The sequence below is a fragment of the Christiangramia qingdaonensis genome, from assembly GCF_048381525.1.
In the GTDB taxonomy this organism is placed as follows: Bacteria; Bacteroidota; Bacteroidia; order Flavobacteriales; family Flavobacteriaceae; genus Christiangramia.
This window is the reverse complement of the sequence record NZ_JBLWIM010000008.1, coordinates 72,518-85,103: the sequence shown is the minus strand read 5'-3', so window position 1 is coordinate 85,103 and position 12,586 is coordinate 72,518. Positions and strand designations below refer to the sequence as shown.

At 40.4% G+C, this 12,586-nt stretch carries 14 protein-coding genes; all 14 read left to right on the top strand.

All coding sequences use genetic code 11. The features are described from left to right. The first annotated feature begins 87 nt into the window (after nucleotides 1-87). The 14 genes from ACNI3T_RS01160 to ACNI3T_RS01095 all read left to right on the top strand — a co-directional run bounded on the left by ACNI3T_RS01160 (nucleotide 88) and on the right by ACNI3T_RS01095 (nucleotide 12,581). On the top strand, nucleotides 88-552 hold the full coding sequence (locus tag ACNI3T_RS01160) for a (2Fe-2S)-binding protein (protein ID WP_418226262.1): 465 nt from the start codon (nucleotides 88-90) through the stop codon (nucleotides 550-552). Nucleotides 553-573: 21 nt separating this feature from the next. Beyond that, complete coding sequence (locus ACNI3T_RS01155) at nucleotides 574-2,838, top strand: xanthine dehydrogenase family protein molybdopterin-binding subunit (RefSeq protein ID WP_418226261.1); 2,265 nt, start codon at nucleotides 574-576, stop codon at nucleotides 2,836-2,838. A 5-nt stretch (nucleotides 2,839-2,843) separates the two neighbouring features. Next, complete coding sequence (locus tag ACNI3T_RS01150; RefSeq protein WP_418226260.1) at nucleotides 2,844-3,182, top strand: winged helix-turn-helix domain-containing protein; 339 nt, start codon at nucleotides 2,844-2,846, stop codon at nucleotides 3,180-3,182. Between the two features lie 80 nt (nucleotides 3,183-3,262). Beyond that, nucleotides 3,263-4,414: a cysteine desulfurase family protein gene (locus ACNI3T_RS01145; protein ID WP_418226259.1), complete on the top strand. Its 1,152-nt coding sequence runs from the start codon at nucleotides 3,263-3,265 to the stop codon at nucleotides 4,412-4,414. After that, on the top strand, nucleotides 4,411-5,550 hold the full coding sequence (locus ACNI3T_RS01140) for an XdhC family protein (protein ID WP_418226258.1): 1,140 nt from the start codon (nucleotides 4,411-4,413) through the stop codon (nucleotides 5,548-5,550). Before ACNI3T_RS01145 ends, ACNI3T_RS01140 begins: the two co-directional genes overlap by 4 nt. Nucleotides 5,551-5,552: 2 nt before the next feature. Beyond that, a complete protein-coding gene (locus ACNI3T_RS01135) occupies nucleotides 5,553-6,167 on the top strand; it encodes a nucleotidyltransferase family protein (RefSeq protein ID WP_418226257.1) in 615 nt (204 codons plus the stop codon). Beyond that, nucleotides 6,157-6,393, top strand: coding sequence for a MoaD/ThiS family protein (locus tag ACNI3T_RS01130; RefSeq protein WP_418226256.1), 237 nt, complete (start codon nucleotides 6,157-6,159; stop codon nucleotides 6,391-6,393). The genes ACNI3T_RS01135 and ACNI3T_RS01130 overlap by 11 nt, the downstream gene beginning before the upstream one ends. Beyond that, a complete protein-coding gene (locus tag ACNI3T_RS01125) occupies nucleotides 6,390-7,400 on the top strand; it encodes a ThiF family adenylyltransferase (RefSeq protein WP_418226255.1) in 1,011 nt (336 codons plus the stop codon). Before ACNI3T_RS01130 ends, ACNI3T_RS01125 begins: the two co-directional genes overlap by 4 nt. Beyond that, on the top strand, nucleotides 7,393-7,836 hold the full coding sequence (locus ACNI3T_RS01120) for a molybdenum cofactor biosynthesis protein MoaE (protein WP_418226254.1): 444 nt from the start codon (nucleotides 7,393-7,395) through the stop codon (nucleotides 7,834-7,836). Before ACNI3T_RS01125 ends, ACNI3T_RS01120 begins: the two co-directional genes overlap by 8 nt. Then, entirely contained in the window at nucleotides 7,836-8,732 is an 897-nt protein-coding gene (moaCB, locus tag ACNI3T_RS01115) for a bifunctional molybdenum cofactor biosynthesis protein MoaC/MoaB (RefSeq protein WP_418226253.1), read from the top strand. The genes ACNI3T_RS01120 and moaCB overlap by 1 nt, the downstream gene beginning before the upstream one ends. Further along, the gene (moaA, locus tag ACNI3T_RS01110; RefSeq protein ID WP_418226252.1) at nucleotides 8,725-9,717 is read left to right on the top strand and encodes a GTP 3',8-cyclase MoaA; all 993 of its coding nucleotides are present in this window, start codon (nucleotides 8,725-8,727) and stop codon (nucleotides 9,715-9,717) included. The genes moaCB and moaA overlap by 8 nt, the downstream gene beginning before the upstream one ends. Then, complete coding sequence (locus tag ACNI3T_RS01105; protein WP_418226251.1) at nucleotides 9,717-10,883, top strand: molybdopterin molybdotransferase MoeA; 1,167 nt, start codon at nucleotides 9,717-9,719, stop codon at nucleotides 10,881-10,883. Before moaA ends, ACNI3T_RS01105 begins: the two co-directional genes overlap by 1 nt. Before the next feature lies 1 nt (nucleotide 10,884). After that, nucleotides 10,885-11,640 (top strand): TSUP family transporter, encoded by a 756-nt coding sequence (locus ACNI3T_RS01100; RefSeq protein ID WP_418226250.1) that lies wholly within the window; start codon nucleotides 10,885-10,887, stop codon nucleotides 11,638-11,640. A gap of 140 nt (nucleotides 11,641-11,780) precedes the next feature. Further along, nucleotides 11,781-12,581, top strand: coding sequence for a 2Fe-2S iron-sulfur cluster-binding protein (locus ACNI3T_RS01095; protein WP_418226249.1), 801 nt, complete (start codon nucleotides 11,781-11,783; stop codon nucleotides 12,579-12,581). Nucleotides 12,582-12,586: the final 5 nt, after the last annotated feature.

The window sequence follows — 12,586 nt, the reverse complement described above, 5'->3', positions numbered from 1 at the left end:
TAGACATTATAAGGAATTAGCCAGCTAAAAGTTCTGAATACTGGTTTCGCTTTGAAAAATTGCGTAGTTTTTAGGAAAATTTAAGATATGGCGGTAATTACTCTTAGCATTAATGATAAGGAACATTCTTTTGATATAGATCCTAACACACCATTATTATGGGTTTTGAGAGATCACTTAAATCTTGTAGGTACCAAGTTTGGCTGCGGAATCGCTCAATGTGGCGCCTGCACTGTACATTTTAATGGCAATGCGATAAGATCGTGCCAGTTACCAATATCTTCGGCAGCAGGGAATAAGATCACTACTATTGAAGGTCTATCTGAAAACGGAGACCATCCAGTGCAGAAGGCTTGGTTAGAACATGATGTTCCGCAGTGTGGATACTGCCAGGCTGGGCAGATCATGTCTGCAACTGCACTGCTGAACCGGAATCCAAATCCTACAGATTCTGAGATAGAGAATGCTATGAATGGTAATATTTGTAGATGTGGAACCTATACCCGGATCAAAGCAGCCATTAAAACCGCATCCAATTCTCAGGAAGTTTAATTATAGTCAAAGAAGATCAAGATGAGTAAAGTAAAAACAACATTTGGACGTAGATCCTTTATAAAGAGTGTTTCTATCGCTAGTGGCGGACTAATAATTGGCTTTAACTGGATGGCTTGTAAAGGTCCGGCGGAAGAAGGTAGTGAAGAACTGGCGATGCAAATGCCAGATGAATGGTTCGAATTGAATGGCTATCTTAAAATTGGGGACAATGGAATCGTTACCATTTATTCACCAAACCCTGAAATAGGGCAGAATGTAAAGACTTCCATGCCTATGATCGTGGCAGAGGAACTCGATGTCGACTGGAATAATGTAATTGTAGAGCAAGCTCCGCTAAATACTGAAATTTTCACCAGGCAACTTGCTGGTGGAAGTCAATCTATTAGACAGGGCTGGCAATCTTTAAGAACAGCTGGTGCCACTGCAAGATATATGCTGGTTGCAGCGGCTGCAAAACAGTGGGAAGTACCTCAGGAGGAAATTACGGTAAACGATGGAATGATCGAACATGCCAAATCCGGACAGAAAATTGGATTTGGAGACATCGCAAAATCGGCTGCCTCGATTGAAGTTCCAGAGGAAGTAAGCTTGAAGGAGAATACAGATTTCAAGATCATTGGTACATCCAGAAAAAACGTGGATGCCAGGAAGATCGTAACTGGGCAACCTTTATATGGACTGGATACCCAAAGAGATGGACTGCTTATCGCAATGGTGATGCAGCCACCTGCCTTTGGAATGGAATTTAAAAATATGAATGCTGAAAAGGCTAAAGGCCTACCTGGTATTACTGATATTTTCACCATCGATACTTATCCTGAAGATATGGAGAAGGAATGGAGTGATGTTGGATCGTTCTCTAAACTTGTGGTTATCGTTGGAGAAACCACCTGGCAGGTGATGCAAGCAAGAAAAGAACTGGATGTCGAATGGGATCTTAACCCTGAACTTACCAAAGAAATCGAAATCCTGGAGAAGTCGGCTGGAATGCAGGATGCAAGCGGACTCGAAAGCAGCGATATACACAACTCATTAATGGCAGAAGCAGGTAGTAAAAATGCTGAAGTTGTAAGAAAAGATGGAGATCCTGAAAAAGCATTTAAGAATGCAGCGAGAGTGATCGAGAGGTCATATACCTGCCCGTTCCTGGCGCATAATTGTATGGAACCAATGAATTTTTTTGCGAATGTTTCCAATGGGAAAGCCGAGTTAATTGGTCCTATACAAACTCCTGAATATGCTGAAAAAAGCGTACAGAAGCGCCTTGGGTTGGATCTTGAGAATATTGATATTCAGATGACGCGAATGGGCGGAGGCTTTGGAAGAAGACTTTACGGTCATTTTCTGGTCGAAGCAGCGGTGATTTCAGAAAAGGTGGGTGCACCTATCAAACTCGTGTATACACGTGAAGATGACATGACCAATGGTGTTTACCGGCCGGCTTATCATGTAACTTATAAGGCTGCGTTGGATGCTAATAATCAACTAACTGCTTTCCACGTGAATGCGGGAGGTATTCCTGAAAGTCCGCTTTTCGCCAATAGATTTCCGGCAGGAGCTATTGATAATTACCTGGCAGAAAGCTGGGTGGTCGACTCCAATATTTCTGTTGGAGCTTTTAGAGCACCAAGGTCGAATTTTATTGCCGGAGCCGAGCAATCTTTCCTCGATGAACTTGCTGAAGAAATGGGGAAGGACCCTATAGAATTCAGATTAGAAATGCTGAAAAAGGCGAAAAGTAAGCCAGTTGGTGAAAACAACGATTACGATCCAGAAAGATATGCCGGGGTTTTAAAACTGGCCAGGGATAAATCGGGCTGGAATTCGAATTCAACGATGGCTAGAGGGGTTTCGGCTTATTATTGCCATAATTCTTATGTCGCTCAGATCCTCGATATGACCGTTGAGAATAATCAGCCTCTTATCGATAAAGTAACCTGTGCGGTTGACTGCGGAATCGTGGTAAATCCTGAAGCTGCAAAGAACATGGTGGAAGGTGGTACGATCGATGGAATTGGTCATGCTTTGTTCAGTGAAATGACCTTTGCTGAAGGTGCTCCGCAACAAAGCAATTTTGATGGCTACCGACTTATAAGACATAAAGAAGCTCCTAAAAAGATTGATGTTCATTTCGTAGAGAACGGTATCGATCCAACAGGTTTGGGAGAGCCGCCTTTCCCGCCTGTTCAGGGAGCATTGGCGAATGCACTTTACAAAGCGACCGGAAAAAGGTTTTATAAGCAACCGTTTATCACCGGTTTGCAGGGCGATCTTAAGACCTGATGTCCATGAAAAGTATCAAGGTGAAATGCTGGATCGAGACTAATGGAGATAAATTCTATGGTCCCGGTCCACATGAATTACTTCAGAATATCAAAGCTGAAGGTAGTTTGTCCAAAGCAGCAGAAAAAATGCAGTTATCATATCGCAAAGCATGGGATATTGTTCAGCAGTTAAATAAGCATTCCGAAGAACCTTTGGTAATATTAAGAAAGGGTGGAAAGACCGGTGGTGGTGCTGAGGTTACTATGTATGCAAAAGCAGTAATGGAAGCTTACAATAAACTTCAGCAAAAACTACAGGAAGTCTCAGTAGAAGAAAAACAGCTGCTTGAAATCTTAAATTAAAACTAAAACTGAGAAATTTAAAGCCTTGTTTCATAGTTTTAAAGTCCGATATATAATTAAATACATAACGCTTAAATCATTTGATACAACCCGCGAAAATATATCTTGATTTTAATGCCACCACCCCGGTTCGCAAAGAGGTGCTGGAAAAGATGCTGCCATATTTCACTCAGAATTTTGCAAATCCTCATAGTGATCATGCATTTGGTTGGGATGCCAGTGAGGCATTGGAACAGGCAAGAATGCAGGTGGCAAATTTGATCAATTCCAAAACTTCAGAAATCACTTTTACTTCAGGAGCTACGGAAGCTGCTAATCTTGCTTTGCTTGGGTTTGCAAAAGAAAACAGAAACAAAGGAAAACATATAATTAGTTGTAAAACGGAGCATAAAGCTATTCTGGAAACACTGAATGCGCTTGAGAATGATGGGTATGAAATTAGTTATGTAGAGGTCAATTGTGACGGAATAGTGGATTTGGAACATTTTCAAAGTTTGTTGCGTCCAGATACCAGTATGGCAGTGATGATGCTGGCTAATAATGAAACTGGCGTAATTCAGGATATCACTAAAATTTCAGAATTGGCGCACCAGAATGGTAGCGTGGTTATGAGCGATATCACTCAGGCAGTCGGTAAAATTGACGTTGATTTAAAAGCTCTGGGAATAGATCTCGCAATTTTTTCGTCTCATAAGATTTACGGACCTAAAGGAGCAGGTGCATTATATAGTTCCTCGAGAATCGACTTAACCAGGTATATGTATGGAGGGAATCAGGAAAATGGAATTAGGCCTGGAACTGTGAATGTTCCAGCAATAGTAGGATTTGGTTCTGCTGCGGAATTGTCAAAAAAGGAATTGCAGGAAACTTCAGAAGAACTTTTATTGCTACGTAATAATTTTGAAGAGCAGCTTCAAGGTTTGGAGAATATCCAGATAAATGCCAGAGATCAGGATCGACTTCCAAATACCATTAGTTTTAGCGTTCACAATGTAGAAGGAGATGCATTCTATCGCAGAATGAACAGGATCGCGATCTCTAGAGGTTCAGCCTGCACTTCCAATATAATCGAAGCTTCGCATGTCCTGACTGCTATGGGATTTAAAAAGAGTCTGGCGCTGGCTACCTATCGTGTTAGTCTGGGTAAAACTACAACGCAGCAAGAGCTGAACCTGGCATTTGAAAATATTCAAACTGCGATCAATAGTATGAGAAAAACGAGCCTGGTATGAGAGAAATGGAAGCAATTGTAGCAGAATATAACAAGCTGAAAAATGAGGAAATATCCTGCGTTCTGGCGACCGTGGTTCATGTGGAAGGTTCTTCTTATCGCAGAGCTGGTGCGAGAATGTTAGTAGATGAATTCGGCAATCTCACCGGGGCTATTAGTGGTGGATGTCTCGAAGGCGATGCACTTCGAAAAGCTCTACACGCTATGCATCAGCAGAAGAATAAATTGGTTACTTATGATACCAGTGATGAGAATGATGCAGTAATTGGCGCACAATTAGGATGTAATGGAATTATTAAGGTATTATTTGAGGCGATTAATTTCGGTAATGAGCATAATGCTTGTGAATTGCTTCAAATTGCAACAAAAACCGAGAGAAAAGCTTCAATTCTGGTGGAATTCGACTTGGAAGTAACCAGTTTCCAACCTGGAACCACTGCTTTGATATATTCTGAAGATAAAATGTTCACTTCAGCTGAAATGGATAAAGAAGTGTTATATGAAGCTTCAGAAGTTATTCAGAATAAGCGATCTAATATTCTGAAGTTGGAGCGAAACGGAACCAGCAGAATTAACTATATCCAGTTTTATGATCCACCGGTTAAGCTGGTTTTGATAGGTGCGGGGAATGATGCAATGGTCCTGGCTAGCCAGGCAGAACTTCTGGGGTGGAAGATCATTATAGCAGATGGGAGACCAACTCATGCGAATACACAACGATTTTCCTCAGGTTGCCAGGTGATCGTGAGCAGGCCGGAAGAAACTTTAGAGAATATTGAGATTGATGAAAGAACCTGTTTTGCATTTATGAGTCATAATTATAATTATGATCTTGCAGTCCTTAAATTATTGCTTAATAAAAGAGAAGTTCCTTATATAGGTATTCTGGGTCCGCTTAAAAAATGGGAACGTATGAAGAATGATCTGGATCACGCAGGGATACAAATCTCCAATGTCGATGAGGATCGAATTCATGCACCAATAGGCTTGGAACTGGGAGCTGAAACGCCAGCCGAGATTGGTTTGTCCATTTTAGCAGAAATCCAGGCAGTACTAACCGCTTCCAGCGCTAAATCTTTGAAATATAAAAACTCGCCAATTCACGAAAGGACAACTTCAGAAGCATTGAGTATTTAGAGATGAGTAGGAAAAGATCAAATATTGCCGTTCTAATTCTCGCTGCAGGTTCTAGTAAGCGATTGGGAAAGCCAAAACAATTGGTGAAATTCAAGAATAAATCGCTGCTACAGCATAGTATCGATGTTTCAGAAAATTTAAACCTTTCAGAAAGAATAATTGTTCTAGGCGCGAATTCGAAAAAAATATTAAATGAGGTTGAACTGAAAAATCATAAACTTTTAATCAATAGCAACTGGCAGGAAGGCATGTCGACAAGCCTTAAAAAAGGACTGGAAGAAATTCAAAATTTGCATCCTGCTATTGAGAATGTACTCGTATTATTATCAGACCAACCATTTATAAGTGAGTCGTTTTTAAAGAAATTTATAAATACACACTTTACAGCAAATTGCCTGGCAACTTTTTCAGAATACCGGGAAATTCCAGGTGTCCCAGCAATATTTTCCAGCAAAATCTTCCCTGACCTTATGAAGATCGAAGGTGATCGTGGTGCAAGAGACCTGATTAAGAACGGACTTACTAATTATCAATTGGTGCCATTCGAAAAAGGTATTGTTGATATCGACACTGAGAAGGATTTAAAACTTTTAGAAAAACTAGAACATGAAGCTTAAACTTAAATACTTCGGAAAACTTGCCGAAACGGCAGGCCTACAGGAAGAATATAAAGAATTGGAAAGTGCAGATACATTGGCAGAACTCAAAAGAATAGTATTCGAGGAATATAAATTTAATGATTCTGAAACAATTCAGGTAGCAGTGAATCAGCAATTTGATGAAAATAAAACTTTAAAAGAAGGAGACGAGATCGCATTTCTACCTCCTTTCGCAGGAGGATGAGATACGACAGGCAAATAGCTTTGGATGATATTGGGATTTCCGGACAGGAAAAACTCAGGAATGCCGGTATTCTAATCGTTGGGATGGGCGGTCTTGGCTGTCCCGCCGCAACTTATCTTGCTGGAGCTGGGATAGGCCGACTTGGCTTGCTTGATCACGACAGCGTGTCTATCACAAATCTGCACAGGCAAACATTATATGCTGAGGCTGATACTGGTAAGAAAAAAGTAGAGGTTGCTGCCGAAAAATTACGGGCATTGAATTCAGAAGTTTGCCTGGAGATCTACGATGAAAGATTGACTATTTCTAATGCCAGCCAACTAATCGCCAATTACGACCTGATCATTGACGGAACCGATAATTTTGAAACTAAGTATTTGATCAACGATGCCTGCTTACTGGAAGACAAAGCCTGGATCTACGCTTCGGTCTATAAACATGAAGGTCAGTGTTCTGTTTTCAATTATAAGGGCGGACCAACTTATCGATGTCTTTTTCCGAAGATAGCGCGGGAAAATATAAGTTGTGAAATTACGGGAACCTTGGGCATGTTACCTGGAATTTTCGGAATGTACCAGGCCATGGAAGCTGTGAAAATCATCCTGGGAACCGGAACGATATTATCTGGAAAACTTAAAATTCAGAATTTGATGCTTCAGCAGGATCAACTTATTGAGATAAAAAAACGACCGGATCAAATCACAATGATACTGGAAAAAGGTATTCAAAGTATGGCCACTAACTGTATTTTAAAAGATACGGATCAGTTTTACCTGGATGTTCGAGAATTGCATGAAGAGCCGTTGATCGAATCTAAAAATGTACTTAGAATCCCACTTCAGCAATTGGAGGAACGGGTGGAAGAAATTCCGAAGGATAAAGAGGTACAGGTATTTTGCCAGTCTGGAATTAGAAGCCTACGTGCAAAGGAGTTATTAGAAAATAAATTCCATTTCGGGAATCTTAAAAATGTTTTCGGTGGAGTTCAAACAATTATAAATGGATAAGAAAAAACCTAAGAAGGTATTTGTACAAGGAGCAATTCCACCAGAAAAGATCGCGAAATCCATCGCGAATCATCAGTCCAAAACCAATATTGGTGCACATAGTATCTTTCTTGGTCAGATTCGGGCAGATGAGGTGGATGGTAAAATAGTTCAGGCCATAGAATATAGTGCCTATGAAGAAATGGCGGAACAGGTTTTTCATGAAATAAGGGAAAGAGCGTTCTCTAAATTCGATATCACCTGCGCTCATATTTATCATAGTATGGGTAGGGTAAATACGGGAGAGATCTGTTTGTTCGTGTTCACTTCTTCGGCTCATCGAAAGATAGCGATAGAGGCATGTAATTTTTTCGTGGAAGAGATCAAAGCGAAAGTACCCATCTTTGGAAAAGAACTTTTTGAGGACGATTCTCACCAATGGAAAGTAAATAAATAATGGTAGACATAACACACAAAATAAATACCCTGAGAGAAGCAACAGCCTTGGCGGTTGTGAAAACTTCTTCGGAAGAGACTATCAATGCGATTCGAAATAATACGGTGCCTAAGGGAAATGTTTTCGAAATGGCTAAAGCTGCCGGACTTTTAGGGGTGAAGAAAACTCCTGATCTGCTTCCAGATTGTCATCCATTGCCTATCGAATATACTGGTATTCAATATGAGATTAAGGATCTTGAGATCCATATTTCGGTAGAGGTGAAAACGATCTACAAAACCGGTGTTGAGGTCGAAGCTATGCATGGCGCCAGTATTGTAGCGCTGACCTTATACGATATGCTGAAACCCATCGATAAAAAGGTGGAAATTGGCAGTATAAAATTGCAGCAAAAGAAAGGCGGTAAATCCTCCTTTAAGATCAATTCTGAAGGGATTACGGCCAGTGTGATTGTATGTTCCGATACTATTTCGAAAGGAAACGGCGAGGATAAGGCTGGAGAAGTGATCCTTTCCAAACTGAAGGATTTGAACATTCCTGGCACAAAATCCATCATTGCAGATGAACCTTCAGAAATTAAAACAGCTTTGGAAAACGCCGAAGGAAACCTGGTAATTTTCACAGGTGGAACTGGGGTAAGCGATCGGGATAATACTCCCGAGATAATTTGCAAGATGCTGGACAAAAATCTACCCGGTGTAGAAGAACAGATTAGAAGTTATGGACAACAACGTATGCCTTTTGCTATGCTGTCAAGATCTGTAGCAGGTGTAATGAACGGAAAGCTTGTACTTGCGTTTCCAGGTTCCACCAAAGGCGCTGCAGAATGCATGGACGCCATATTTCCGCATGTTTTGCATGCGTTCAAAGTTTTAGAAGGAAAGAGACATGATTGAAGAAAGAAAGCAGATCGTAGATAATTTTGGGAGGCCACATACCTACTTGAGGATCTCACTTACAGATCGCTGTAATTTGAGGTGCTTTTATTGTATGCCAGAAGATGGAATTCAGCTAATGGATAAACCCAGTATTATGACCCTGGAAGAGATTATTAGTCTGGCGACCAGCTTTAGAGACCTTGGAGTAGATACCATTCGGCTTACGGGTGGAGAACCTTTGGTTCGGAAGAATTTTGGGCATCTCGTGGAGGAACTTTCCAAATTGGGAGTGACCTTGAAGATCACTACTAATGGTATTGTACTGGATAAATACCTGGATCTCTTTCAGAAAATAGGTTTAAAAAAGATCAATTTCAGCCTTGATACCCTAGATAAGGCAAGGTCGATTTTTATTACCAAGCGAGACTTTTACGACCGTATTATGCAGAACCTGGAGAAGGCGCTTGAAATGGGTATGCATATCAAGCTTAATATCGTGCTGATAAAAGGCGTAAACGATGCCGAGATCAAGGATTTTATTGCACTTACAAAGCATAAGAATCTGGTTGTGAAATTCATAGAATTCATGCCATTTAAAGGGAATGAATGGGACTGGAGCAAGGGAGTGAGTAAACAGGAAATACTGGATACGGTTGAGAAAAAATTTGGAAAGATCGAAGTACTCGAAAACCCTAAGCATAGTACAAGTACGAATTTTAAAGTGGCTGGTCATACTGGAAGCTTTGCCATTGTTAGCACGATCACCAATCCTTTTTGCAGCGAATGTAACCGGATTAGAGTTACTGCCGATGGAAAAATGAAAAACTGCCTGTTTGCCAATTCTGAAACCGATCTACTCAGTCCTATGCGGGCAGGTGAAGAATTAAGTCCGATTATTTTAAACGCTATTAAATCCAAGAAACATAGCCGGGATGGTATGGATGTGAAGATGGATGCAGAGCATTATGAACAAAATCGGTCTATGATCTCAATAGGAGGATAATGGTAGAAATTCAGGAAGCATTAGAAATTATTAGATCACAGGATGTTCAACTAGGTTCTGAAGTAGTAGGTCTTAAAGATTCACTTGACAGAGTTTTGGCTGAAGATCTAAAAGCAGACATTGATTTGCCGGGTTTCGATAATTCGGCTATGGATGGTTATGCTTTGGGTGGTCTTCAGCAGGAATATAAGATCGTTGGTGAAGTTGCTGCAGGTGATTCGAAAGAGTTCATACTTAAGAACGGTGAAGCAGTTCGAATCTTTACCGGTGCAAAAATTCCGGAAGGTTCTTCTGCAGTGATCATGCAGGAAAAAACTGAAGTAAAACAGAACTTACTTATTCTTGATGAATTACCAAAAGAAGGCCAGTGTATCCGAAAGAAAGGTGAAGAATTAAAGAAAGGTGAACTGGTATTTAGCAAGTCGTACCAAATTACTGCTGCCGGAATTGGAATGCTAGGTAATCTTGGGCTCAGAAAAATAAAAGTATTTAAGAAACCCGTCATTCAAATGATCACCACCGGGAATGAACTAGTCGCTCCCGGAGAATCATTGCATGCCGGGCAGATCTACGAATCCAACAGTGGTGCTATAGAAGCGGCATTGAAAAGCAAAGGATTTTCCAGTTCAGCAAGCAGGAAGATCAATGATGATTTTGAATTGATCAAAACTGGAATTTCGGAAGCTTTAGAAAATACGGAGGTACTCATTCTTTCAGGAGGAATTTCAGTGGGAGATTACGATTTTGTAAAGCAGGCGCTGGAAGAAAACGGGGTAGTAGAGCTATTCTATAAGGTAAAGCAAAAACCTGGAAAACCTTTATATTTTGGAAAGAAAGGAAACCAATTTGTCTTTGCGTTGCCCGGAAATCCAGCATCTTCTCTTAGTTGCTTTTATATTTATTTGTTACCGCTTTTACAAAAACTTAGCGGACTTCCAGGTAAAGGCTTGCTAGAACTCAATTTGCCAATTTTCAGCGATTTTCACAACAGGGGAGACCGTCCAGTCTTTCTGAAAGCTAATATTGACAATAATCTGGTAGAAATTCTAAATGCCCAGGGATCTTCAATGATAGGTTCAATGGCAAAAGGTAATGCCCTGGCATTTGTTGAAGCTAATGAAAAAATTGGGAAAGGATCATTAATTAAAACATTTTTGATCTCCTAAGATGCCTCTGGAATACCTGCCATTGTTATTTTTCTTAATCGCGCTATTCTATAGTTCGGTAGGGTTTGGCGGAGGTTCCAGTTACCTGGCCATACTAAGCCTCGTCATGACCGATTTCTATGAGATTCGTTCTACCGCTTTAATACTGAATATCTGCGTGGTATCTATCAGCACTTTAGTCTTTGCAAGGAATGGAGTATTGAAACCTCGAATTCTCTGGCCATTTTTCGTTTTAAGTATTCCACTTGCCTATCTGGGTGCACAGGTGAAACTATCACAGGAAACTTTCTTTATAATTCTTGGGTTTGCACTTTTACTGGCAGGCATTTTTATGTGTCTCCGATTTTGGAAATCTGCTCAAATATCTACGGAATTCACCAATCTTAAAAAGGCTATTCTGGGTGGAGGCATTGGGTTGTTGTCAGGTATTTCTGGTATTGGAGGAGGAATATTTCTTTCACCTGTTCTTAATCTAATGCGGTGGAAAGATGCACGGGTCATCGCCTCCCTGGCTTCAGTATTTATACTCGTGAATAGTATCGCTGGATTAGTGGGACTACATATGGCTGATACTTTTAAACTTGATACAGATCTGCTTTTGAAATTAATCATAGCTGTAGTTTTAGGGGGATTAATTGGTTCTTATCTAAGCAGTAAAAAATTCAATTTGAGGCTACTTGGAATATTAACTGCTGTCCTGGTATTTTATGTTGGACTGCGACTTATCTTCAAGTTCGGACTTGATCTAAGCATCTGATATTTTCTATTTAATAATAAACTTTGGTTAAAAAGAGTGGCGATTGGTTCGTTAACGCTCGCTGTTAACAGTTCAGTAACATTTCCCAAGTCTTATTTCTGTAATTTTAAAGGGTAGACTTACCTCCAAAAAATAATTAAATGAAAGATTTAGATAAGTGGAATGCCAAAGTTGAGGCAGATGACTTCACCGATGATGAAAAGAAGGTTTTTGATGAAATGGGGCTGAAAGGCTCTTCAAGGAGAACCTTTTTAAAGCAGGTCTCAGTGGCAAGTATGAGTCTCTGGGCAACTTCATATTTTACTAATGATTTGTTTGCTAGCACTATGGAAGACCTTCCGGAAGAAGCACGGGTTTTATTAAATGAAGTAAAAGTGAATTTGCGAGTGAATGATATGAGCAAACCACTAAATATCGATTCTAGAATGAGTCTGCTCGATGCACTCAGGGAGCGGCTTGCTCTTACCGGTACGAAAAAAGGTTGTGACCATGGGCAATGTGGTGCATGTACAGTAATGATCGATGGTAAAAGAAAACTATCCTGTTTAACTCTTGCAGCAACCTGCGACGAAAAAGAGATCACCACAGTAGAAGGTCTTGCCAGCGGTGGAAAACTTCATTCTATGCAGGAAGCTTTTGTGAAACATGACGGCTACCAATGCGGATATTGTACTCCTGGACAGGTTTGTTCTTCTGTAGCATTACTGGAAGAAGCTAAGAATGGGGAAGCCAGTTATTTAACTGAAGATCTGAAAACTATCAATAAAGACCTGAAACTTTCCGAAGCAGAAATTAGAGAGCGTATGTCTGGAAATATTTGCCGTTGTGGTGCTTATAATAATATTGTACAGGCCTTTAAGGAGGTTCATTCCGGAGATAGTGAAATGCCAACCTGGGAATTTGCTACCCAGGAACAAATGGAAAATGCAAAGAACGCTTAATACCA